Origin of the sequence: Cellulosilyticum lentocellum DSM 5427 (assembly GCF_000178835.2) — a bacterium.
Classification (GTDB): Bacteria; Bacillota; Clostridia; order Lachnospirales; family Cellulosilyticaceae; genus Cellulosilyticum; species Cellulosilyticum lentocellum.
This window is the reverse complement of the sequence record NC_015275.1, coordinates 2,075,336-2,099,337: the sequence shown is the minus strand read 5'-3', so window position 1 is coordinate 2,099,337 and position 24,002 is coordinate 2,075,336. Positions and strand designations below refer to the sequence as shown.

The following is a 24,002-nucleotide window of genomic DNA, read 5'->3' as shown; positions in this document are numbered from 1 at the left end:
AATCGTTAGATTTTTGGTCTAACTTTTGGGGGTCGGTACAAATCCTATAGCTTTTTTTCTCCATTAGGCAAGGGTGGTAATAACGTATGCTTAGGTGTCATTTTTAAAAGAAGTGAAAAACGCTCAGCAATCTCTGGGTATTGCCTATTAAAAATCACAAATTTTTCTATTTGCTCTAAGCTTTCGTAGGATAAATACTGACTCATAGATTCCTTTTCCGTACTAAAATTCTTTTCAATATGCAAGAAACCTAAGAACTCATCGATAAGCGCATCTCTAGCCATTAAATACTCCGCTGTACTCTTCCCTTGCTCTGTTAATTTTAAGGGTTGGTAAGGTGAGTATATGATATGTTTTTGATAGTGCATGCGCTGAAGGGCTTGTATTGTTTTTTGTAAAGGTTGGTTGATTTGCTTAGCAAGATCACTAATCTTTAGTTCCTTATCACTTTCAAGCATTTGATACATGCAAACTAAGCACTTTTCTAAGCTAGATGAAAGCATGGTATCCCTCCATATAAACATCACTACAATAAATATATGCAAGAGTTCACACTCACATGCACTATTTCCTATTATGGTAGAAGTTTCAATTATGAATTGACAGAGTGAGTTAGTGCATATTAGAATTGATAAGAGGTTATCTTAAATAAAGGAGGTGAATTTATGCCTAAAATCGTACTATTAAGTGATACTTCTTGTGATTTACCTGAATCTATACTCAGTAAGTACAACATTGAAACAATTCCTTTTTATGTTTCTTTTGATACAGAAAATTATTTTAAGGAAATAGAAGAATTATCATTAAAAACGTTTTATCAAAGACTAAGAGATGAGAAAATCTTCCCTAAAACTTCTTTGCCATCAATCAATGATTATTATGAACGTTTTAAGCCCCATATTGAGGCTGGAAATAGTGTCATCTGTGTGTGTTTATCAGGCCATTTTAGTGGTTCTTATAACGCCGCAGTTAATGCTCGTGAACTTATTTTAGAAAATTATCCTAATGCGCAAATTGAAATTATTAATTCTCTTAATGCAACTGGTGGCCAAGGTGTTCTTGTTCAAGAAATTGGACGTATGATTGCAGATGGACTTGCTTTTAAGCAAATTGTCCAAGTAGCAACTAAGCTTAGGGAAAGTGCAAGAATCTTTTTCTTTGTTGAAACGCTAGACTATCTTGAAAACGGAGGTCGTATCGGAAAAGCTGCTGCTCTTCTAGGTACGATGCTTAATGTTAAGCCGCTTATTTATTTACAAGATGGCTTACTTTTCCCAGCTGGTAAGGTACGTGGTACTAAAAAAGCTATTTCGAAAGTCCTTGAAATGACTAAAGACTATATTGAAGGACACCCTTCAGATTATCACTATCTTTTTGCTCATGCTGATAATGAGGAGTACGCACAAGTACTACGGGATGAATTAGCAAAATCATTAGACCTCTCGTTAAATGAAGACTTTGCTTTTATTGGAACAACTATTGGCGTTAATACAGGTCCTGATGTAGCCGGTATTTGTTTAATAAAAAAATACGAAACGTTACTCGATGCCTAATAAAAAGCAACTTCCATGTTTATGGAAGTTGCTTTTTATTAGGCTCTGTTCTATGCATTACTAATGCCTTTAATATCTTTGATAGGCTTACTCAATATGTAATATACTGCAAAAAATCCAAAAGCCTCACTTAAGGTAAATGGTGGGATAGTCCAAATTCTGTCTACATAGTAACTTAAACCATCAATAGTAAGTGCCAGTTGTGCCAAAATAATAATAGCTAATTGAACCCTCATTTGTACATTCTTATATCTCCAGATACCTATTAAACAAAGTATTAAAATAACACCTACAAAGCAGCCTTGAACAATACTTAAGTACATTGGAAATTGTCCTGTTAAAATCAGCTCATAACCTATCTTCTCACTCTTTACAATACGTGTAGGTTGTTTGAGTATCATATATAAATAAAATAAAGCACACGGTAAAAAGCCTAGTAAAACATAAGGATACTTTATTCTTTCTCGGTACAAAGGTGTTGCATACCATACAGCTGAAAGTGTCGTTCCTGTAAGTCCTATACTTGTTGCAAAGTAGAAATATCTTAATGCTACTAGTTGATTATAGCTGGGTGTATCCCCATAAACAACTAAAGTTATATACCTTGTTGCTGAATAGATAAATAAAAAGATACACACTAAACGTAGTAACATAAAAGGATTATTTCCTATTACTTTTAAATTTAAAAACAAACTATATAGCGCAATTAAACATAGGATGATCAAAATGGCATAACTACTACTCATCCCCCCACCTCCTCCTTATAATTTATGGAGGTTTTCTCATTTTTAGAACAAGCACTCTCATAAAATAAAAGATGGTGCTCATTTCTTAACACCATCTTTTGCTTTATGCTTTTGCAAGCGTATTTAAATAGCTTACTGCTTGAAGTACCGCAGTACTTCCTTCTCCTACTGCTTTTGCAACTTGAAATGGTTTTCCTGTACAATCTCCTGCTGCATAAACACCTGGTAAATTTGTCTCCATCATACGATTGACACGTATGGATTTATTATCTAGCTCTAAACCGCTTAATAATTTAGTGGTAGGAATATTATCTTTAATAATAAAGACACCGCTGACATCTAAGCTTCCTTCTGCTAGATCAAGTCCCTTTACTACTTGCTCTCCAAAAATACGTTTAGGTCTAGCTTTAAGTACCTCTATACGTCCATCTAAATGACTAATTTCTTTATAAAGTGGAATATAGTAAACTTGCTCACATACTTCTGCTAGGTAATTAGCATCTTCTTCTGCATGAATAGAATCACCAATTACAACAACTGCCTTTCCTCTATAAAGTGGGCCATCACAGGTTGCACAATAACTGACACCTCTACCCAGAAATTCATTTTCACCTTCTAAAACAGCTGTCTTCGTTAAACCATTGGCTAAAATAACTGTTTTAGCTTCTATGAATTCATTTTCTACATTTAAAGTATAATAATTACCCATTTGAAAAATCTCAATGACCTTTTTATTTTCAATTTCTACACCTAAGTCTTTTGCATGACTCGTAAATGTTTCCATCATTTCTTTACCAGATACGCCTAGCATCCCTATATAATTATCAACTCGTTCAGCTTTATATATATAGCTAGTAGATGGTGGATTACCAAATACTTTTACTTTTTTATTACGAATAACCCCTGTGATAGCTGCAGAAAGTCCTGCTGGGCCAGCACCAATAATGGCTATATCTAACATGCCTTTACCTCCATTCTTATCTCTGCACACTTGATAGTGCTACTTTAATTATATTATGAATCTCATTACTTTGTCATCCTTTATTCAAATATTCCTTTACAAAGCTGACAAGCTGTTGGTGTGCTGGCTACTCCTCCCAGTGCTGTTTCTCTTAATTCACTGGGCATACTATGACCTACACGATACATAGCTTCTACCGTCTCATCAAAAGGAATCAAATGTGAAATACCACATAATGTCATTTCTGCACTTATTAAAGCATTGGCCACGCCCATAGCATTACGCTTTTGACAAGGTGCTTCTACAAGTCCTGCAATAGGATCACAAACAAGTCCTATAATATTGGTTAAAGCTGTGGAAGCTGCATCTAAACATTGTTTAGGTGTACCACCTCTTAACTCACATACAGCAGAAGCTGCCATAGCTGATGCTGCACCTACTTCAGCTTGGCAGCCACCTTCTGCCCCTGATACAGTTGCATTGCGTGTAATTAAATAACCTACTGCCCCTGCATTAAATAATGCTTTTACCATTTGTTCTTCACTTAAATGAAAAGCTTCTTGAACGGCAATTAAAGCACCTGGAATAACACCTGAAGAACCTGCTGTAGGTGCTGCCACAATAAGCCCCATAGAGCTATTGACCTCTAATACACCTACTGCATAGCTAATGGCTTTACGCATTAAATCACCACATACAGAAGACTCCTCTTTGAAAAAGAGCTTTTTACTTTCTCCACCTATTAAGCCACCCATAGAAACAAGTTCTTCTGTCAAGGCACGCTTTACAGCTTTTTTCATGATATCATAAGCATGTGCCATTTGCCCTAATACTTTGGTTTCGCTGTGGTGAAATAGTTCTATTTCTCTTTCTAACATAGCTTCTGACAAGGTATAATTTTTTTCTTCGCATAATGCAAGTAATTCTTTACTACTTATAAAATTCATAAGCTGCTCCTCTATAAGTTAATCTTTTTAGCATATTGTACAGATGAATTTTCCATAATCGCTGCTAAAACTTCATCACAAATGGGTTGATCTGTTTCAATAATGGTAGAGGCTACTTCTCCTTTTGCTTGACGATAAGACCTCATATAAGCAATATTAATTTGCCATTCACTTAAACACTGTGTAATATGTGCTACAACACCTGTCCTATCTTCATGATTAATAAATAAAGTTTCATATTCTCCATCAAAGAAAACTTCCATACCATTAACCTTATCAATACTAATGGCACCACCACCTATAGAAGATCCTACTATACTAAAAGGGCACCCCTTTTCATCTTCTACTATAATTTCTACTGTGTTGGGGTGTTTAATATGTTCATCATTACTAGTTTCGAAAATATAATGAAGCCCTGCTTCCTTGGCATAAGAAAAGGCTTCTTTTATACGTTCATCTTCTTGTCCCATTCCTAATAATCCAGCCACTAAGGCTCTATCTGTCCCATGTCCTCTATAAGTTTTAGCAAAAGAACCATATAAAACGAAGGTTACCTTAGAAATGATTTCAGGTGCTAGCTTATAAGCTACTCTTGCTATTTTAAGGGCACCTGCCGTATGTGAACTAGATGGCCCAATCATATTAGGCCCGATAATGTCAAATACACTTAATTCTTTCATCTGTCATCCTCTTTATTGTAAAATTTTAACTTCTCTATTATACCTAAACAGCTTTTTAAGGTCAAAAAAAAGATGTTTTCTATAGAGTCAGTTTCTACATGAAAACATCTTTTTATGAGTTTATTTTTCATTATGTATTATTTGTTATTTTTACCGAATTTCGCTTCTTTTAATGCTTTTGGCATTTCTGGTTCAAAGAAGAAAACTAATGACTTAGAACCACTTGCTCCTTCTACTGCTTTCTCAGCTGTTTTTGCAATACCTCTTAACATTGTTTTTTTAATTTCCATTTGAAATACCTCCTTTGAATTTGAAAAATAAGAAGTGAAAACATAACAATGATTTGGCTCCAAATTATAATTAGCCATATGCCGACTTCACCTAGGTGAAATAAAACACCTACAATGCTTACAATGTCATACAATACAAAAATAAACCTTGCTTTCTTGGTTCTTTGTAACATTTCCTTAGAAGTTTTAGGATTCTTATCACTATTTAAAGAGCCAACAACTAGATTATAAATCATAGCTCCTCCACCTAGCACTACTAACACTACACTATTTAGTAGCATATTGTTTACCACCAAATACATCACTGTGCAATACGACATACATGATAATAGATAACATTGCCAATAATGATTTGCATGATAACCGCCGGTATAGTGACGCATACTAGCTAGTACTAAAAGAAATACTATAGTCAGTCCTATTTCTCCCCAAAGAAAACCCAGAACTATTATTGTACTAGTTGTAATAATCGTCATTAAGGTTAAATAAATGCCATAATCGTATATACATTGCTCTTCTTTTTCTATAATATTGTATAAAACTAGTTTATTTGATATACGATTACATATAATTTGCAACATTTTTTCACCTCTGTTTATATTATAATACTATTTTTTTACAAATGCGTAAATTGGCGCGAATAGTATGTTTTTTTGGCGCGAATAGTCAAATAGTAATATTTTTAACTATGATTGATAAGAAAAATTGCTTATTTTCGCACTTCCATTCTAAATTTCCACCATATTTTTCTACAACTGTTCTCATACTAAGCATTCCTATTCCATGTCTCTTCTTATCACTTTTAGTTGTAACTAATTTCTTATTTTTATCTACTTCTTCTTTAACACTATTAGTAACATCAATTAGCAAATAATCTTTGTACATCTTTAAAAATAAACTTGCCTTCCTTTCTTCTTTATCTTCTATCTGGCGACACGCCTCTATTGCATTATCTAAACTATTGCATAAAAGTGCACATAAATCCATTTGATTTATTCGTATTTCCTCTTGTAACTCTCCTTTAACGATGAGCTCTATGGCTTCTGCTTTAGCTAACATAAATTTTTGGTTAACAACTACATCTGCCATTTCATTTCCCGTCCTTATTCCCATATAAGTGGTTTGACAACTAGCATTCATATTCTTAATATATTCTCTTGCTTTTTCTATATTTTCCATCTGCAAAAGCATGTCTATGCAGCTCATATGATTATTAAAATCATGCCAAATCTTACGCACTTCTTTGTTCATTTCATCTTTCTCTAAAGTTTCTTTAATAAGTACTTCATTTTGATACTGTACTACCTCATATTCTTTTTCTTTTTCTAACCATTCACTTAGCTTTTGTACAACAAAATAAATAATAGTGTTATCACAAAAAATCCCCAATGCCGCTATTGTTATACACAGATTGATAATAAAAGTCCCTTTCCCAATAAGATTAAAAAATACACTACTCAATGCATAAGCACTTACCAATGCAATAGCAAAACTGGTATACATTAAAATGTTAACTTGTGGTGTAAAACAAATTCTCTTCTTAGAATCTACTTTAAAGAAAACCTTAGTAAAAACAAATAGAATAAACTTGCTTATAAGACCTAATTGTACGTAGAATGCACTTAGTTCTGAATTATCTTTAGAAGTAACTGTATATTTATTGCCTCCCATTATCGCAATCACTAGAAAGTCTATCAAATACACAATAACCAAGAAAAATAATGTGTACAATATTTCATCTTGTAGACTGGATTGAAAAATTACATGTCCTGTTGCAAAAATAATTCCCATTTTAAGCATTAGCCCTATAATAAACGGAATCTGTAAATCACCCATATAATACATAATTACACTTGCAACTATACTTATACCTATTTTTTTTATACTCGAAGTCTTCTTCACATTATAAAGTCTTGGGGCCAAAAAGCTAAGATAAATAATCATTTCTATTAATCCTATACCAAATTCTAGCACCACCCATATCAAATCTCTCATTTTTAATTCCCCCTACCTAATATAATCTTTATATGCCGAAAAAACCTGTTGCATTCTATATCTACTCATAACCAGTAATTCATTATTATCTAAAATAACCTTCTGTTCCTCTATAGTCTTTATGTAACCTAAATTAACCATGCAACCCCTATGAATTTTCGTAAAACTCTTATTTTCAAATTGCTCCTCAACATCCTTCATACGCCGTATCGTTGTTTTATAACATGCTTGAATCGTATGTACTTCAATATGCCGGTTGACACACAGAAAATACATAATATCTTTAACTAATAATTTAAGCCATCCTTCCTCTGTTTTAATTATATAGCATTCTGTCTGCGCTCTCATCTTTTTTAAAGCACTCTGAATGCACTCTTCGATTTCCTCTTTAAAATGACTTTTACGTACATATCTGAATGCACCAACTTTAAAGCTTTCAAAAACCCGTGTCGTTATCCCTGTTAAAAATACAATTAATAGCTCCTGATTAATCTCTCTTATTAATCTTGCAACTTCTATTCCATCTTTTCCAGGCATATCTATATCTAAAATGACTATATCAAAAAAATAAGGCACTTCATTGAACACCTTTATAAAAGCTTCACTACACGAAAATTGATGAACTTTAATATCTACATTCAATACTGATAGATAATACTCAATATATAGCGTGGCAGATTCTAAGAAATCCTTATTATCATCACATATTATTAAGTTAATCATCCAATCACCCCATTTAATTCTATACAATTTTTGTATTATTTTCAACATTTTTAATTCATATTTTATTCATATTTGACACATTACAACATTGACTATGTTTACACGTGGCTATATAACTATGTTATAATAAAATAAACTGTAACTATTTTTAGGAGGTTAAAATATGACCATCACTTCACTTTATTATGAACGTACCGCTGAAACACTTATAAAGAATTTACAAAAGCGCCATATAGAAGGCCATTATGTATCGTCTAAGGAAGAAGCCGTTCAAAAAGCATTTTCTTTTTTAAAAAATAGTGAACTTATTTCTTGGGGTGGCTCTATGACATTGGCTGAAATAGATCTTATTCCTACTCTAGAAGCAGCAGGATGTTATACCCTATTAGACCGTTCCAAGGTGCCTAGTGAGCAAGTAGAAGAACTCTATCATCGTGCACTTTTTGCTGATACCTATTTTATGAGTACAAATGCCATCACTCTTGAGGGGGAACTTATCAATATTGATGGTACTGGTAATCGTGTTGCTTCACTTATTTATGGACCTAAACAAGTCATTATTATTGCTGGCATGAATAAAGTAGCTAGAAATCAAACAGAAGCTCTTTCTCGTATACATAATGTAGCTTGTCCCCAGAACGCTATTCGCCTTAATAAAAACACACCTTGTGCCTTAACTGGTGTTTGTCACGATTGTTTAAGCCCAGACTGTATTTGTATGCAAACAGTTATTACACGTAATAGTAAACCAACTGGTCGTATTAAAGTCATTCTAGTAGGTGAAAATCTAGGTTATTAAGTAACCCTTAAATAGCCATTTTTTCTAGAGGTAAATGTTGACAAACGTCATCCTACATGCTATTATAATAAAGCGCTTAACAAAGAGCGCTCTGCTCTCATGGCTCAGGCGGTAGAGCGTCACCTTGGTAAGGTGGAGGCCACGGGTTCAAGTCCCGTTGAGAGCTTTGATATTCATAGGATACAAGTTATTACTTGTATCCTTTTTATTTTTTGTCAGTAAATATGTCAGTAAATCGTTGTATAAATAAGTTAATATAAGATAAATAACCTGATAGCTATTTAAAAACTATGAGTTTATTTTTCTTATATTTTTGCAATCAAAAAATAGCTTGTAACCAATTAGGCTACAAGCTACTATATTATTTTACTTTTACTTCTACATACTTTACTTCTTTGCCATCTTTAATTCTATCCATACTGCCTATATATCCACCACCTATTTGTCCACCATATAATTCTATAGTTACATTATTCTTTTTATTATCAAGTTTAAAAGCATATGAGATAGTGGTGTATGTACCAGGCTTTATCTTCTTAGAAATTTGAGCTTCATCACTACTTTTGCCAGCATCAATTAATAAATCATTCCCATTTTGAACAGCTTTCACATCTGCAACATTACCAAAGTATTCATTTTCTTCACTATTATTTTCATATTTTATTGATACGTTTAATATATCATCTTCTACGCTAATATTTTCTACAGATATATTATACTCACCTTCAAAAATATCAAAGCTTTTATCCTCTGTTATTATCTTTGATCCTGAACTACACCCTACTAAAAGGATACATGCCATAAAAATGTATAGTATATATTTTTTCATAAATCCCCCACCCTTAATAATATAAAATTTAAAATAATTCTACACTTTTATTGTATCTTATTCAACCTTTTTAAAACTTCTATACACAAAAAGACCATACTTCTTTTCACTGAAGTATGGTCAATTGATTATATTATAAGCAAGATTTATTTACTTTCTCTTTCGTATTGCTGCTGCTAGAACTACGACTGAAAATATTAACATTGCAATTCTGTACCATAATGGCATTGGAGTTATAACATTGATCGTGTTTAAAGCTGTTAAAATTAATATTAAGATAGTCATTGCTTTTAATGAGTAGGTGATTTATAATTTTTATAAACCCTAGAGAGGTTTCCCTCTCTAGGTGGAGTTCTTAGCTTATCAGTGTTTTTATTAATCCTATGAGGGCAATCACTAGATTAATTAAAGCTGATATAAGTATTAAGGACTCTTTTTTATTGTCTTGCTTATGTTTTTTCCTACTCATTTCCTCACCTCCTTTATAATATAATTATACAACTTTTAAGTTGTATTGTCAATACTTTTTACAACTTTTTTATTTTATTTTTAAATTTATATATTGTATTTTTATATCAATGCATATATAATAATATACAAAGGAGCTGATAAATATGGATATATCTAAAGAAATAAGAATATTACTTGCACAAGAAGACCTGAAGGTTTCTGACTTAGCAAGATTAATGGATACAAGCCATCAAAACATAACTAATATACTAAATAAAAATAACCCAACAATAAGTAAGGTTGAAGAAATGGCTAATGCGTTAGGATATAAAATGAATATTACTTTTGAAAAAGTGGCTGAATAGCTGCTTTTTTCTTTCATAAAAAAAGAACTGGAGGAATCCAGTTCTACAAACTATCTTTTTATTATTATTTTAAATTTCTACACATCAAAAACCATATCCCTTCCTTTGTAGGAATATGTCCACATAATTCATAGTATAATCAACTTTATTCTTTCTATCATATAAAATTACAGGATATATAATATATCCTTATATTAATAAGTATTAGTAACTAAAACAACTATAGACTAACTTATCACCCTTTAAATATTCCATATTTACTCTGGCTCTATTTTAAAAATATAAAACTTAATAATGCGAATACAAAAAACGGAATTAGTATCTTTAGTATTTTTTGTGAATTAAATTTCACATTCTTTTTATATTTACTTACTATAAAACATAATAATAATAGAAGCGAAAAATATGTTGAAATAACATAGAATATATCTCCACCATATATATGTGCAAACATAACTATGGCAACACCAAAAAGGCAGTACTCAAATTTCCCTTTATCTTCATCTTCTGTAAAATCCTCATCATACTTTAAACTTTTTATAATGAGTTTGCTGAAATTATAGATATTAATAATCAGTATAATAAAACATATAACACCTATTATAACCAATAGAACCCCCCCATTTAAAAGAAGTGTGATATATGTAATATTATCACACTTCTTTGTAATATTATAGAGTAATATTACAGCTATCGCCATAAACTCTTGTTGCTAAAGTATCGCATATGCACCAATATGTATTATCCGTCTTACTTCCTGTATATGAATACCCATCATAATAGATAGTTTTAGCCCCTGAGTAAGCTATATCATTTATTTCATATCTATATCCCCCGTTAGTCCAATATGCATACTTTGAAGAATCCACTTGATCTCTAGCAAAATAATTATATCCGTATTCAATAGCTGACCATGTACGTGAAGAAGCAATATTAAGAATGTTACTACTTACATAAACAGCGATACCACCTTTAATTATTTCACTAATGAATTTTTTTGCTGCTAACTCAGGTAAGTAGAGTGATGCAACAACTGCTATTACGAGGTTAGCAAGTGTTCCTGTATAACTAGGAATTGTGTAATTTGTTTGTCCATTTTTAACTACCTTATAATAAACATCCATATTATTGGTCTTGCTTGTTCCAAAAACTTCAGCTCCTACAGTTGATATGTATGTATATCCTGAAGGTACTGCTGCAGCTCTGGATATTACAGTGTCTTTAGAATTTAAAGTATTAACTACAGGTATTTCCTCTGCTTTTATTTCAGGCAATATTAACTCGCATTCTCCCTTGTCTGGAGTATATGATGTAGCTTCCTCTGTGACCTTATCATATGTACATCTTTCAACTAACTGATTGTTTTCATCATATTGGGTAACTATTATCTTATTTCCAACCTCTTCCCATTTAATAGAATCCCAAATATCGTCAGTTGTAGTATAAGCATTATTACTAGGTATTGTAGCTGCATACAAGTTTCCTGTAAATAACGAACCCACTAAAAACAAAATAGATACTTTCTTTAAAATAGATTTCCCCTTTAATTTTTTCATATTATAGCAAACTCCTTTTTATTTAATTATCTTAGTATAAATGGCCATTTTTTAAGATAATTAAATAATAATACTTATTTACATATTTTTTAATATTTATATAAAATTTTTAATAAAAAATATTTTTTGTAAATTTATATAAATGTTGAAATTTATACAAATCTCTGTAATTATCTAATTATAACTGTCAAATTAATTTTATAATTTTCACTTCCACAAAAATAAGGCTAGAAAAATCTAACCTTTTAAACAAACTATTCTTTTATTATGTACTAAGGATTGATGGATCATTAAGTTAATCCATATACTTAAGCATTTGTATAAGATATTTCCCATCCATCTTGTCTACTTCGTCTTTATCAAGCGACCTTTTTCCAAAACTTACAAATCCATTCTCAGAATAAAAATCGATTAGCTTTTGCTTCTCTTCACATTCTAAGTATACAACCTTCCCACCTACATCTTGCTGTACAATAGATATCTTGTCACATGCCAACTTTAATAGTTCGTCTCCAGTAATAAGTCCATTTAACCCATTAGTATAATTTTTTCCTAATTGAGCTATTAATGGAGCTGGAATTAAATACGCTTTCAAATCAGGATTAATGTTTCCAAATTTTCTAATTCTACTTCTATATTTACTACTTAAACTATTTATTGCAACGGACATAGTTTTTATAGTAAGCGAAAAGTACCCTACAAGTTCTAGCTTGTCCTTATATGATGCAAATACTAGGTGAGTTGGAGCTATATTTTGTTTTGCGAATTCAATTGCTTTATATTTAAGAAAATATTCTACATCTTCATTAAGTGGACACGAAAAATTAGAGAGTATAGATTTTACCTTACTCTCTCCTAGTTCTTGAATCATATCTTTTAAGGAAACTTGTACATACCCTTTCATTACATAGCTCCAAAAATACTTTTTATCTCATCTTTTTTAAGTTCTCGGCATTCCTTGCTTAAACGTACTTCTTTACTTTGCTTCCCTGATGCATTCTCGAGTGCCCTAACTAGTGCATGGCTTAGTGTTCTATTCTTAATAGTTACGTTCTTGTAAATACTCTTAGTTGCCATACAATCACCCCTTTTCTAATATAGTATGCACTACTAGCTTCATACTATACATTTTTTTTCATTTGCCGAAAAAGTTTAATATAACTTCACTTAAGTAAAACTCTTAGTATTGGTGTCCTCTTGTTTCGCTTAACTGAATCATAGCCCACTTTATCGGATTTGTAAAGATTTTTAGCTTAAATTTAATACGGAATACCGCTTTTTTTCTGATTCTTTTGTAAAAATCAAGCTTTTATATGATTATTTATATGGATATATCGGTATTTTCTCTTCACTTCTAAAACAAATCTACGTTTTAGCACAAAAAAAGAAGGGTAAGGCTTTTGGCCCTACCCCAACTTACTAAACTTAATTAGCAATGATCTAACATTGTTAACTGTATATCTTTTTTCATCCCATATTAAACGTTGTGAAATAGCTCCTAAGAGCACTAACTTATCTATAGCCTGTTTGTATTGTGCATCACTTACAGAACCATCTATTTCGATTCCTGCGAGCTTGCATACTAATGCTGGTACATTGTTAAGCTTAATTAAATCTAAGCGTTTCCACGCATTAAATGTTAACTGTACGCCACCTTTAATAATGCTACTTACTGCATTGAATAGGTCATTATCCGTGGTAGCATTAAATACTGGAACTTTCCACTCTTTATCTATTTCAAAGTGAGGAGTATCTGGCGAGTTCTTCCACTCCCCTCCCCAAGTGATTCCTAGAAGAGCTGCAACTTCTGCACACTTCTTAAAGAATGTCTTATCTCTATATTCTTGGCCCTTAACATTCTTACAAATATCCCAAGCTCTACGTGATGTATGACGACTGTTCTTTGTCCAGGTAACTGCCTTGCCACCTCTACTTCTTCCCTGTTCATATAGCCAGTTCTGGCGTTCTTGAGAACGGTATGTTTCTGTAATAAGTACATTTAAGCCTTGCTTCTTACATTCTTCTAAAAAAAGAGCACAAGCCTTTTGAGCTTGTGCTGATAATTGATTCATATCTCTACATGCTGTGGTTACATCCATAATTATCACCTCTCACTGTTCACCAGTCCCTCTCGATTCATAATATCGAACGTCCCCTGTATAAGTAATCTAAGTGCTTTCTCATCAAACCATTTAAAGCGTTTCCTAAGAAAATTATAAACGTACTCTCGCCTATCTTCCCCTACTTTATTACCTGTGATTTGTGTCTCTGCATAGGCAATAGCTGCTTTAACCCAATACTCTAAATTGGAATACTTCTTGATAACTGGAATAACTACCATACTTAAAAACAATAATACTACTACCACTAAAGCTGTCCATAAAAACTCTAACATTCTACATCATCCTTTCTTTTTCTTGATGCTACCCAAGATACTAAATTCACCTACTGCTACTGCAAACACGCTAGCTATAAGAGTACTTGGTTCACTACCAGTCTTATAGAATAGCCATAGTACGACACCTATGAAAACAAGTAAAAAAAGAAAGACACCTATAATGATGCCTTTCATGAATCTACCCTTTTTCTTCTGCCTTACTTTAGTTGCTTCTTTTTTCTTGATAGCTTCTGCCTGATCTAATATTTCTTTTTCTTCCTCTGTCATAGCACTCCTCCAATTTCTATAGACCAACTTTACTTAATAATGCATAAATTACAGAGCCAACCACCAACAGTATAAGCCACCTCTGATTACTTTCTAGTTGCCCAACTCTCTTTTCTAAACTACCAACCTTTTCGCTTAAGAGCGTTTCAATTCTAGCCAATTTCTCACTAATCTGAACCATATCAACTGCTGTAGGCGTTCCATCTTGATTCATTTAATACCTCCTTGTAAGACATAAAAAATACAGCATATTAAGCTGCTTCTTTATGCCTACCTATTAAATTATTTTGTACTCTCTTCTAGGACTTCCCAAACTACCTCTTGTAGATTAAAAATTTTAGGTACCTGTTCCTTTGTATAAAGCCCAGACTGAACATTTCCTACCCATACTTTTACTAGTGCACTATTCTTTGTAAATACCATAAAATCATCTCCTTTTTATTTGGCTATGCCATAAGTGTAGAAACAACTAAACTTAGCTCTGTAATTGCTTGATTAAGCATTGCATTACTTTCTTTAATTTGTGTGTTTTCTTCTCTTAAAAGCTCAATATCTGTTTTGGGGACATCCTCATAAACAACGACAATATTTCCATTTTCATCTAATGAGTATTTTCCAATCTTGCCCTCTACTTCCTCTATTGCTGGTGGGTTATCTATAATAGAGTAAGTAATATTATCTGTTTCATTTAATCGTTGTTGCACTATAATTACGTTTTGCTCTGAGTCTTTGCAAATTAACAATCTTGTCATAAAATCACTCCTTAAAATTTATCACGCTAGAACATAAGCATTAATTGTACTAGAATAATACCTTCTTGATAAAGTTAAACTACCAGTATTAGAAATAATTAAATATGCATTATGTGCGACGTCACTTTCACCCATCCCAGGACAAAAAACAACTGAACTACCAGAAGTAGAAATAGTTATTCCATACCATGCCTTGAATGCACCAGTATTAACACTAATAGCACCACCAATAACAAGAAATACATTACCAGTTAAAGTAACTGAACTATTATATATTGGAGTTGCACTAGATAGGCTAAATGCTAATGCTGGACCTAAGAGTCCTATGTAATAAGCCATATCTGCATATGAAGTAGCAGCCGTTAATGTTGTGCCTAGCTTTCCGTTAATAGCGACTGCTACTTGTGTTTTTCCATTAACAGATGTAGTTTTTAAACCTTCAATTTCTGTATAAGTTTTATTTGCACTCCATATAGCATTTGTTGCTGTTGAAGCATCATTAATTGCTGTTGCTCCACTAGGGCCTTGTACACCTTGTGGCCCCTGTATACCTTGCTCTCCTTTGTCTCCTTTAGGGCCTTGTATGCCCTGTGCTCCTGTTTCGCCCTTTTCTCCTTGTATACCTTGTGGCCCTTGTGGGCCTTTTAAGGTTTCTTTCTGTGCCTCTGTTAAATCTTCAAATGTGAATGTATATGTTATCCCATCTTCACCTTTTTCACCTTGTGGCCCCTGTTCCCCTACATCCCCTTTTTCGCCTTTTAAAGCTTCTAATTGCTCTGCTGTAAAATCTTCGTAAGTAAATGGATCTCCTTTATCTCCCTTTATTCCCTTCTCTAATAATGCATATAATTCATCTGCTGTTAAGTAGCCATCAAACTGTGCTAATACATCATTTAAATCATTAAACAGTTTTTCAATTTTTTCTTATTAAACTTGGTATTCTCTAGTAATTTTTGATGAACACCGTTCCATAAATCTGCAAAGTTCTTATTGTCTACTGTAAGTTGCTTAATTTCCTCATTAAATACTAATTCACTCACTATTTCACCACCTTCCCAATTATGATTTTTGCCACATCATCAACCGCAACCATATCATTTAGAAGCGGTGAATATGTTGCTAACCTATAATATGGCATTTGACTTTCTACTGTCTCCCCGATAAATGTAACTTTACATTCGTTTTCATTTAGAGTTGTAATTTTTGCATACTTTAGCACGCTATTACCTCCCTTAAGTTATGTGTCATAGTTCCTCCGGTCTGAAGCTCTATATCCCAGCTTGTTTCTATAAACTTCCCTCGTAGTTGATAATGATTAAGATGGAGACAGTTCAGAAACAAATGAATGGGATTAATTGCAGTGTAAATAGTAACCTTGTGATAAATACTTGTAGCTTCTTCAGCTGCTTTTTTGCATAGCTCATACAAGGTGTCATAATCTGATGCGTCATTAACCTCTTGTGAATCTACATTTACTATTCCTGTAGCTTCGGTACCTGTTATACCTCGAGAATTTATATATACTGCTGTAAGGTCTACTTCTGGACTATTCACATAGCGTATAAACTTGTTGGGGACATTGAATAAATCTAATTCGCTCTCGGCACTAGGCTCAATGATATTATTAATATCATCTGAATCATATATAATTTCTGCTTCCCTTAAGCTTGGAAGTATGTCAGGTTTAGCTACATAATTGCCATATACGTCTACATATAAGCTTGTGTAGCCTATACTATCAAGTAAGCTGTTCACTATTTCAAGATAACTAGTGCCTATTTCCCACTCTTGATTAACGCTAGTAGTCTTAGTACTGTCTGGGATAATCACTTGATACCCAAACCTTCCTAGTATACGTTTTACTTCATTAACTGCATTAGTACCTAATGGCACATAATACCTAGTGTCGCATTTATCAACCTTTACAGGCCATAAAGTGCTATAACAAGTTACATCTATGCTCTGCACTGCACTTTCAAATTGACTACTTGGAGTCGCTACCAGAAATGTACCACAAGGTAATTCGTTGCCATTCAAAACACTGCATATTCTTATTCGTTTAATATCAAATATCTCACTTGTATCCAATGATACTTTTAATCTTGCATTTGTCTTAAGACTATCTAAGCTGTTATAGCTTACTGTTCCACCATCTTCTATGCAATTTACTACAGTAGGGTTAGCCATATTTGAGTCTAGGGCATAATATTTAAAATAATGCGTATTGTATTGTTGCATATGACTCCTCCTACTCTAGTGTTACACTTAAGTCATATCCACTTAAGTCTACTGAACCATCTAGATAATATTCTCCGTTTAGATATGAAATTTTCTTATATCCACTTCCTGTATACATCTTTGACTCTATAAAGTTCACTTCTGTAAAGCTAAAACTTACAGACAATCTCTTCAAACCTTTTGGATCTTGTGATTCCAGTTTAGCAATTACATATAATTTTCTCCTCGTTGGTCTCTTAAACAGAATAAATTATACTCGTTACTATTCTCTATAAAGTCTATTAGATTGTATGCATCTGCATTTTTTAATGCTGTTCTGAAGGTTCCTGTTTTATATTGTACTTTTCCTTTAAATGTCCTAGGAGCTCTTTGCCCTGCATACAGCTTACTTACAAAATCACCATTGAACTTATAACTAGGTGTGCCAAAAATCATATATACATCTTCTGCGTTCTCTAGATTAGTTAAAATGTAGCTGCTTAAACTAATAGATATAGTTTTTATTTCTGTGTCTTTGTATGCATTATTTTTGTCGTACACCCTAAGTTTATAAGCTATTTTAAATTTGCTGGACACATATAATCTCTAATAGTGTCTTCGATATTACAATCATCAGCTATTTCAGTCCACACATCTTCTCTTTCACTCTTTCTGTAAATACTTATAGCCTTAAAATTAGGATCTTGTATTCCACCTATTGTTATGAATACACTTGTCTCAGCTTCAAATAAATCAAATGTAGGAAGAATAATGTCATTGAATTTTGTTTGAAATTCCTTTTTTGCATATTCACTCCATAGGCCATACTTATTTTTAACAGCTAATGTAGCAATGTATGTCTTATCATCCTCTAATGTCTCTAACGTGGCAAACTTATCTTCTGTAAATTCTAGCTTTTCTTGAACAACCTCTTCTGATTCTGCTTCAACAATAAGCAGATGTATTTCTACTTGATCTATTGATTCCCATGTTAATTGTGGTGTAGCTGTGGAATATAAAACATTACCATCAAATATAGGAGTTTTAGGGGTTCCATAACCTGTAAATGTTACCTTCTTAGTAGCTGTGCGAATCTCATTGTTATACTTAGGACTATAGAATATTTTTAATGTCATTTCGTTTTTGCCTTGCTTAAATACTTCTTTACCAAAGCTTACACTTCTCGCATCAGTTCCCTTAGTATTTAATCCTGCTGCTGTTAGTTCCCAACTATCACAAAATTCATTTGTTGCAAAAGTAACATTGACAATTTCATCTATATTAATGTTAAGGTTGCTAGGTTCTAGATTGTATATTATAGGAGTATTTTGGGTTAATACAGTTGCTATAACTTCTTCTACTTGAACGGTGTCAAAGCCACTATCGTAGTAAATTACTAGTTTTAGGTTAGTACTTCCTATGCTTAATGTACCCCTGGCTATATCTACTGTTTGTCCACTTACTCCTGTGCTAATTAATCTATCCCCTTGATAAATTCCAAACCTACTTTGATTTGTAGATTTCCAGGCAGCTGTGATAACGTTGTCCGTATTTGTATCATTGATTGAAAAACTATTCTTTTCTATAGATGGTAATATCCTAGCTAGTGTAATAGTACTAACCTTTGACACACTAACAATGCTATTAATAACATTGCTATCTCCAACGTTATATACTCTTACCTCTATTTTATTTTTGCCTACGTTTAGTGTTCCTTTTGGTAAAACTGCAACCGTAACTGTCCCCACTGACTTAATTAACTTATCATTGTTGTATATTTCAGCTTTACCTTGGTTCTTGCTTGTCCAAGTTACTGTTGTTATGTTGTCAATTAATCCATTTTCATTTTCGATTGAAACCTCAGTCAAAGTTGGGGTAATGTGGCTTATTGTAAGCGTTCTAAAGGCTGTTTTTGTTCCGTTATAGGCTGTAACATTTAAGATATTGCTACCTTCTTTAAAGTATTTTTCTGGGATATATGATATTTCTTCTAAAGATGTTAAGGTAATAGCTGTCTTATTGCCTTCTAGTTCATTTACATTTATTACTTCTACTGTATATTTTTCAAGGTAGTTGGCTTTTACTTTTATCATGTATCTTTCATTTGCATGATCTCTGGTTACTTCAAAATTACTAATAGCTATTTCCTTATATTCTACAGATAGCTCTAAATGCGTTCCTTGCCCTAAATTATTATTAAAGGTAGTCTCCTGCTCTCTTATTTCGTGCCAGTCTGCAAACCTTATCTCTAAATATGGATCACTTTTATTTTGAGATAATAAATTAAGAGGATTATATCCACTTGGTAAAGTAGCTAGGCCGACACGACCATCAAGTGTATGGTTATACGTTACAACACTTTCGCCTTGCCCTACTGTTACAATGTTACCTGCTGCATTCCTGTATTTTATGTACTCATATTTGACACTATCGTTGTAACCCATAGTAGCATCCCAATAAACATATGAATCACCAAGAGTATATGATACAAGCCTATTTGTTACATTATTAAAGAAATCTAGTGCACTTAAATCCCATACAACTGTTTTTAAATCTAACCTGCGTGCTTTCAAGTGATAAGTAAACATTCATATACTCCTTTCTATGCCATATTTTGTTCTAACTTTTGCCTTTTGGGTAAAGTAATTAAAGCATTTAGTACTTGTTTCAATAGGTCTTCCATTTTGCTTGTATCAACTTTTTCATACTCTTTACTTGATTCTTCATCTTTGTTATAATCTTCTGCTTCTTGCTTTGTTAATACTCTTTCACCTTCATGTAATTCAGCCTTATACCCATCAAATGGAACATAACTTAACCCACTTCTATGACTTCCATCTACAAACTCTTTTACATCTTGACTTGTAACAGCTTCACCAATTCTATTCATATTATCAACAAACTTTTGGAACTTAAGTTCTCTAGCATCTAAGCTCTCTTGTAAGTCTTTCTCTTGTTGCTCTAATTCTTCTTTGGCTAGCTTTGTTAACTCTTCTTCTGATAATGCCCTATTTTTTTCTCTTTGCTCTAATTTCTTGCTTTCTTCAAGCATGAAATTATCTATATCTTCTAACTGACTTTCGTAATTGGTTTTAGCATCTTTCTTTTTGTCTTCTGCATCTTTTCTAGCCTGCTCTTTTACTGCTTGAATACGTCTCTTTTCTTCTTTTTCTGATTGTTCAACAAGCCACTTATCAAGTTCTTCTTGTGCTCGTTTAATTTCTTCTGCTGTTTCAGCTTTTGCTATTGCTTCTCTTAACTTTTGCTCTCTAGCTAACTTTTCTCTTTCGGTAGCAGTACTTTCAATAGCTTCTAATTGCGCATCTAACCCTTCTAGTGTTTCTTTCAACTCTTCATCAATGGTATTAACTTCATTTTGGTATAACTCTTTACGCTTCTCTTTCATCTGCTCAACATTGTTAGAAAGCTCATCATACTGCCTTTCATATTCTGTTTTGCAAGCTTCTGTTATCTGTTGCTCTATGTATTCCACATCATATCCGTAATCATCATACTTAACCTTCATGTCTGATAAGTTATCTATTAGATCACTTAATTGCTTATCGTTAAGAGTATCTATATCAGAAGTTAAGTTATCTACGCTGTCTTTAATTTCTTGATTTATAGCATCAGTTACGGTCTTTTTGTCCGTATAGGTTAACGCATAATTTTTAGAAGCCTCTTGGTAAAGTACTATGATTTCTTCTGTTGTTAGTTCTTCTTTCTCTTTGCGCTGTTCTATAATATCTAAGCTTTCTTGTAGGGCAAAGTCATTAATTTTTATAATGTGGTCTGCTGTATCACTATGCTTTTTCTTTAGTTCACTAAGCATCTTTTCTTGCTCATTAACGTCTGTTTTACCTAGTGACTTTTTCTGGTTATACATATTAATGTATGAGTCTACCACATCTTCTGCTGCTTCTTTAGCAGACTTACCTGCCTCTGAACCCGCCTTTTTCGCTGCGCCTGTAATATTAGTACTAACCTCATTAAGCTTAGCTTTGGCCTTATCTATCATTCCATAGTATTGTTCCATTTCTGCTTTCTGCTCTGCTGTTATATCTCCACCAAACATCATCTGAGCTGAACGCTGTGCTCTTAATCCATCAATAGCAGCTTCACAAGACTCAATAACCGCCTTAGCTTCTTCTTTACTTCCAGTTGCAATCTGTTCAGACATGCGCTGGAATGTATTGGCCTGTTGTATTTTGGCATTATTTAATGCATTGTTGGACTCTATTGAACTTTCTACTTGGGCTGTATTAACTTCCCAAAGCCTAGTATTAGCATTTAACCTAACATCTAATCCATAAACATTTTCTTGCAATACCTTAATAGCATTATTGTACAAGTTCGTTTCTTCTTTATTCATTATCTGCTGAGAATTATACTTCTTGTATGTTTCTAATGCATCTTGTGTTTGCTTGTTTAATTGGCTTGTTTGTAGTGTTTCTTTTACTAAACTACTAGCATATGAGTCTGTATATTTAGCCAGTGTTTTTTTAGTTTCATTGTTATTATCCAATGCTTTTTTATAGTTATGCGCTACTTCTATAGCATTATCATAACTACCATATTCATCCTCAATAGCCTTAAGTAGCTTTCCAGACTCTTTTACTAGGTCTTGTTTGGCCGATTCCAATTCACCAGTTGAATCTCCATACTGTGCTATTTGAGCATCTAACTCTGCGATTTGATTAGTTAATTGGGTGTATGTAGTCAATTGATTGGTTATGCTATTAACAGTTTTTTGTGATATAGCTTCTTGCTCTGCTGTCAGCTCTGTAATTTGTTCTGATAATATAACAGAATCTTGAAGGGTATTGTTCCACTCTTTCTGTCTAGCATTAGCTTCTATAACATGTGCTGTTACAATACCTGCTGCTGTACCTATCCCGATTATAGCCAGTGCAACTGGGTTAGCTGCTATAAATGTAAAGGCTGCATTTAATCCAGTTACTGCACTAGATAACGTAGTTATAGCACCTACAACCACACTTATAGTTTTAATTGCTAAAAGTGATGCTACTGCTGTTCCTGCAACCTTGGCAATAGTCTCTAAGTTATTGATTAAGAACTCTATTCCATTTACAACTTCGTCTAATACCCCACTTAATCCACTTATTATTTGATCCTTATTTTCTTGAAACCAATTAGCAAATTCATTTAAGTAAGGTAATAGCTTTTCACCAAATGGAATGATTAAACCAACTTCAATCTCTCTTTTAATTCCAGCTATTGCTTCACTAAACGAATCATATTTAATAGAGTCTATTTTTTGCATAGTATCAAGAGTCGAATCAAACTCTCCATTTATATTAGATAAAGCAAATGTAGCCTTTACACCTAGGTCTTCCCACATGGTTCCATACATAGATGTGGCATACTGGTTTCTAAGAGTAACATCTTCACATTCAGCTAGTGCCTTATTTACTTCTTGAAAAGCAATTTTTGCTGCTTCTCCACCTTCATTGAATTTTTTCTTTAATTCATCTGCATTTAAGCCTAACTCTTTCAAGGATTCATCTGCATCTCCTGCTTTTAGCTTAATTCCAAGTTCTTTAACTGCATCTCCTAACTTGTCCATAGAGAATGCGCCACTGTCTGCACCACTTTTCAGAGAATTAAACATATCTTCTGCATCTAGTCCAAGTTGAGCAAAATGTACACTATACTCTTTTACAATATCCATTAAGTCGCCTTGAGCATTAAGGCCATTTTGTGCTCCTTGTGCTATAAGATTAAATGCTTCTTCTGAACTAACTCCAAAATTCTGCATTAACTGGTTAACTGCATTAAGTTGTTCATCCACTCCCCAATCAAAAGTATCACGTAAAACAATAGCATTCTGCGCTGTGCTCTCTAGCTCTTTACCTGTTAGGTTTGTTTGTTGCTTTACACTAGCTATTGCACTTGCAACATCCTCGAAAGATTCTCCATAATTGCCTCCATATATGGATAATAGGGTTTCTTTTAATCCCCCCATTTCCTCATCTGTTGCCCCTGTTTGGGTTTGTAGATTATTTAAAGCCTTCTTACAATCATCTGCTGCGTTTACTGCTACGGTAGCCATTCCTACTGCTGCTGTGCCTACTGCTGTTAATGCACCCACTACAACTCCAGCTGCTGTTTTTAATCCATTACCTAACTTATCAGCTAATCCATCAGCTGCTTGACCTGTTTCACTAATGCTACTATTAGCTACTGTATTATCAACTAAGATAGTACCCATAAGAGTAAATATGTTCAAAATCTCACCTCCTAACTAAATGTATCTTTTAAATCTAATAGTATTTCATTAACATCTTTCTTAGGTATAACTTCTTCCTCTTCTGTAATATACCCAATTTTCTCTCTAAACTCGGCAAGTGACATATGTTGATATCCACTTATCCAGCGTTGTTCTATAAATTCATCAGTACTCTTTTTTAGTGCATATTTGATAAGGTCATAAGCTTCAAGGAAGTCCATTTC

General features: G+C 33.1%; 32 protein-coding genes and 1 tRNA gene. 4 read left to right on the top strand and 29 right to left on the bottom strand.

Features of this window, described 5'->3' with window-relative positions; translation table 11 throughout:
• Positions 1–44 precede the first annotated feature (44 nt).
• Positions 45–503 (bottom strand): metal-dependent transcriptional regulator, encoded by a 459-nt coding sequence (locus tag CLOLE_RS09590; protein WP_013656915.1) that lies wholly within the window; start codon positions 501–503, stop codon positions 45–47.
• Positions 504–665: 162 nt separating this feature from the next.
• On the opposite strand from CLOLE_RS09590, the gene CLOLE_RS09585 reads away from it, so the two are divergent.
• Complete coding sequence (locus tag CLOLE_RS09585; protein ID WP_013656914.1) at positions 666–1,553, top strand: DegV family protein; 888 nt, start codon at positions 666–668, stop codon at positions 1,551–1,553.
• 50 nt (positions 1,554–1,603) lie between these two features.
• On the opposite strand, the gene CLOLE_RS09580 is transcribed toward CLOLE_RS09585, so the two are convergent.
• From CLOLE_RS09580 to CLOLE_RS09550, 8 genes are all read right to left on the bottom strand, one after another.
• The gene (locus CLOLE_RS09580; RefSeq protein ID WP_013656913.1) at positions 1,604–2,299 is read right to left on the bottom strand and encodes a hypothetical protein; all 696 of its coding nucleotides are present in this window, start codon (positions 2,297–2,299) and stop codon (positions 1,604–1,606) included.
• Positions 2,300–2,402: 103 nt separating this feature from the next.
• Positions 2,403–3,260 carry an NAD(P)/FAD-dependent oxidoreductase gene (locus CLOLE_RS09575; protein ID WP_013656912.1) on the bottom strand — a complete coding sequence of 286 codons (858 nt, stop codon included), beginning with the start codon at positions 3,258–3,260 and terminating at the stop codon, positions 2,403–2,405.
• Between the two features lie 80 nt (positions 3,261–3,340).
• Positions 3,341–4,207, bottom strand: coding sequence for an L-serine ammonia-lyase, iron-sulfur-dependent, subunit alpha (sdaAA, locus tag CLOLE_RS09570; protein ID WP_013656911.1), 867 nt, complete (start codon positions 4,205–4,207; stop codon positions 3,341–3,343).
• An 11-nt stretch (positions 4,208–4,218) separates the two neighbouring features.
• Positions 4,219–4,887 carry an L-serine ammonia-lyase, iron-sulfur-dependent subunit beta gene (gene sdaAB / locus CLOLE_RS09565; protein WP_013656910.1) on the bottom strand — a complete coding sequence of 223 codons (669 nt, stop codon included), beginning with the start codon at positions 4,885–4,887 and terminating at the stop codon, positions 4,219–4,221.
• Between the two features lie 137 nt (positions 4,888–5,024).
• On the bottom strand, positions 5,025–5,177 hold the full coding sequence (locus CLOLE_RS22435) for a cyclic lactone autoinducer peptide (protein WP_013656909.1): 153 nt from the start codon (positions 5,175–5,177) through the stop codon (positions 5,025–5,027).
• Positions 5,153–5,758, bottom strand: a complete 606-nt coding sequence (locus tag CLOLE_RS09560; RefSeq protein WP_013656908.1) for an accessory gene regulator B family protein — start codon at positions 5,756–5,758, stop codon at positions 5,153–5,155. Before CLOLE_RS09560 ends, CLOLE_RS22435 begins: the two co-directional genes overlap by 25 nt.
• Positions 5,759–5,843: 85 nt before the next feature.
• Complete coding sequence (locus CLOLE_RS09555; RefSeq protein WP_013656907.1) at positions 5,844–7,172, bottom strand: sensor histidine kinase; 1,329 nt, start codon at positions 7,170–7,172, stop codon at positions 5,844–5,846.
• A gap of 12 nt (positions 7,173–7,184) precedes the next feature.
• Complete coding sequence (locus CLOLE_RS09550) at positions 7,185–7,895, bottom strand: LytR/AlgR family response regulator transcription factor (RefSeq protein ID WP_013656906.1); 711 nt, start codon at positions 7,893–7,895, stop codon at positions 7,185–7,187.
• Between the two features lie 163 nt (positions 7,896–8,058).
• Here CLOLE_RS09550 and CLOLE_RS09545 point away from each other — a divergent pair, with 163 nt between their 5' ends.
• Together CLOLE_RS09545 and CLOLE_RS09540 are read left to right on the top strand one after the other, a co-directional pair.
• Entirely contained in the window at positions 8,059–8,694 is a 636-nt protein-coding gene (locus tag CLOLE_RS09545) for a lactate utilization protein (RefSeq protein WP_013656905.1), read from the top strand.
• 93 nt (positions 8,695–8,787) lie between these two features.
• Positions 8,788–8,860 (top strand) — tRNA-Thr (locus tag CLOLE_RS09540).
• 195 nt (positions 8,861–9,055) lie between these two features.
• Here CLOLE_RS09540 and CLOLE_RS09535 read toward each other — a convergent pair.
• Positions 9,056–9,523: a DUF5067 domain-containing protein gene (locus CLOLE_RS09535; protein WP_013656904.1), complete on the bottom strand. Its 468-nt coding sequence runs from the start codon at positions 9,521–9,523 to the stop codon at positions 9,056–9,058.
• Between the two features lie 614 nt (positions 9,524–10,137).
• Between CLOLE_RS09535 and CLOLE_RS09530 the strand changes: the two genes are divergently transcribed.
• Positions 10,138–10,338, top strand: coding sequence for a helix-turn-helix domain-containing protein (locus CLOLE_RS09530; protein ID WP_013656902.1), 201 nt, complete (start codon positions 10,138–10,140; stop codon positions 10,336–10,338).
• 268 nt (positions 10,339–10,606) lie between these two features.
• Here the strand turns inward: CLOLE_RS09530 and CLOLE_RS23255 are convergent, their stop codons facing one another.
• From CLOLE_RS23255 to CLOLE_RS09455, 19 genes are all read right to left on the bottom strand, one after another.
• Positions 10,607–11,038, bottom strand: a complete 432-nt coding sequence (locus CLOLE_RS23255) for a hypothetical protein (RefSeq protein WP_013656901.1) — start codon at positions 11,036–11,038, stop codon at positions 10,607–10,609.
• On the bottom strand, positions 11,010–11,894 hold the full coding sequence (locus CLOLE_RS09520) for a hypothetical protein (protein WP_013656900.1): 885 nt from the start codon (positions 11,892–11,894) through the stop codon (positions 11,010–11,012). Before CLOLE_RS09520 ends, CLOLE_RS23255 begins: the two co-directional genes overlap by 29 nt.
• A 295-nt stretch (positions 11,895–12,189) precedes the next feature.
• Positions 12,190–12,798: a hypothetical protein gene (locus CLOLE_RS09515; RefSeq protein ID WP_013656899.1), complete on the bottom strand. Its 609-nt coding sequence runs from the start codon at positions 12,796–12,798 to the stop codon at positions 12,190–12,192.
• A complete protein-coding gene (locus tag CLOLE_RS23355) occupies positions 12,798–12,971 on the bottom strand; it encodes a hypothetical protein (RefSeq protein ID WP_013656898.1) in 174 nt (57 codons plus the stop codon). Before CLOLE_RS23355 ends, CLOLE_RS09515 begins: the two co-directional genes overlap by 1 nt.
• Before the next feature lie 329 nt (positions 12,972–13,300).
• Positions 13,301–13,993, bottom strand: coding sequence for a M15 family metallopeptidase (locus CLOLE_RS21825; protein ID WP_013656897.1), 693 nt, complete (start codon positions 13,991–13,993; stop codon positions 13,301–13,303).
• Between the two features lie 5 nt (positions 13,994–13,998).
• The gene (locus CLOLE_RS09505) at positions 13,999–14,289 is read right to left on the bottom strand and encodes a hypothetical protein (RefSeq protein WP_013656896.1); all 291 of its coding nucleotides are present in this window, start codon (positions 14,287–14,289) and stop codon (positions 13,999–14,001) included.
• Between the two features lie 6 nt (positions 14,290–14,295).
• Positions 14,296–14,559 (bottom strand): flagellar basal body-associated FliL family protein, encoded by a 264-nt coding sequence (locus tag CLOLE_RS09500; protein ID WP_013656895.1) that lies wholly within the window; start codon positions 14,557–14,559, stop codon positions 14,296–14,298.
• A 16-nt stretch (positions 14,560–14,575) separates the two neighbouring features.
• Positions 14,576–14,773: a hypothetical protein gene (locus CLOLE_RS09495; protein ID WP_013656894.1), complete on the bottom strand. Its 198-nt coding sequence runs from the start codon at positions 14,771–14,773 to the stop codon at positions 14,576–14,578.
• Positions 14,774–14,841: 68 nt separating this feature from the next.
• Positions 14,842–14,982, bottom strand: a complete 141-nt coding sequence (locus CLOLE_RS23350) for a hypothetical protein (RefSeq protein WP_013656893.1) — start codon at positions 14,980–14,982, stop codon at positions 14,842–14,844.
• 23 nt (positions 14,983–15,005) lie between these two features.
• Positions 15,006–15,311, bottom strand: a complete 306-nt coding sequence (locus CLOLE_RS09490; protein ID WP_013656892.1) for a hypothetical protein — start codon at positions 15,309–15,311, stop codon at positions 15,006–15,008.
• Between the two features lie 21 nt (positions 15,312–15,332).
• The gene (locus tag CLOLE_RS23590; protein ID WP_013656891.1) at positions 15,333–15,650 is read right to left on the bottom strand and encodes a hypothetical protein; all 318 of its coding nucleotides are present in this window, start codon (positions 15,648–15,650) and stop codon (positions 15,333–15,335) included.
• A 554-nt stretch (positions 15,651–16,204) separates the two neighbouring features.
• The gene (locus CLOLE_RS22990) at positions 16,205–16,351 is read right to left on the bottom strand and encodes a hypothetical protein (protein WP_013656890.1); all 147 of its coding nucleotides are present in this window, start codon (positions 16,349–16,351) and stop codon (positions 16,205–16,207) included.
• Complete coding sequence (locus tag CLOLE_RS09480) at positions 16,351–16,530, bottom strand: hypothetical protein (protein ID WP_013656889.1); 180 nt, start codon at positions 16,528–16,530, stop codon at positions 16,351–16,353. Before CLOLE_RS09480 ends, CLOLE_RS22990 begins: the two co-directional genes overlap by 1 nt.
• Positions 16,524–17,549, bottom strand: a complete 1,026-nt coding sequence (locus CLOLE_RS09475; protein ID WP_013656888.1) for a hypothetical protein — start codon at positions 17,547–17,549, stop codon at positions 16,524–16,526. The genes CLOLE_RS09480 and CLOLE_RS09475 overlap by 7 nt, the downstream gene beginning before the upstream one ends.
• A 10-nt stretch (positions 17,550–17,559) precedes the next feature.
• Complete coding sequence (locus CLOLE_RS22985; RefSeq protein WP_157864051.1) at positions 17,560–17,724, bottom strand: hypothetical protein; 165 nt, start codon at positions 17,722–17,724, stop codon at positions 17,560–17,562.
• 32 nt (positions 17,725–17,756) lie between these two features.
• Positions 17,757–18,125, bottom strand: coding sequence for a hypothetical protein (locus tag CLOLE_RS09470; protein ID WP_013656887.1), 369 nt, complete (start codon positions 18,123–18,125; stop codon positions 17,757–17,759).
• A complete protein-coding gene (locus CLOLE_RS09465) occupies positions 18,104–20,116 on the bottom strand; it encodes a hypothetical protein (protein WP_013656886.1) in 2,013 nt (670 codons plus the stop codon). Before CLOLE_RS09465 ends, CLOLE_RS09470 begins: the two co-directional genes overlap by 22 nt.
• A 14-nt stretch (positions 20,117–20,130) precedes the next feature.
• On the bottom strand, positions 20,131–23,778 hold the full coding sequence (locus tag CLOLE_RS21820; protein WP_013656885.1) for a phage tail tape measure protein: 3,648 nt from the start codon (positions 23,776–23,778) through the stop codon (positions 20,131–20,133).
• A gap of 11 nt (positions 23,779–23,789) precedes the next feature.
• Positions 23,790–23,999 carry a hypothetical protein gene (locus CLOLE_RS09455; RefSeq protein WP_013656884.1) on the bottom strand — a complete coding sequence of 70 codons (210 nt, stop codon included), beginning with the start codon at positions 23,997–23,999 and terminating at the stop codon, positions 23,790–23,792.
• Between the last annotated feature and the right edge of the window lie 3 nt (positions 24,000–24,002).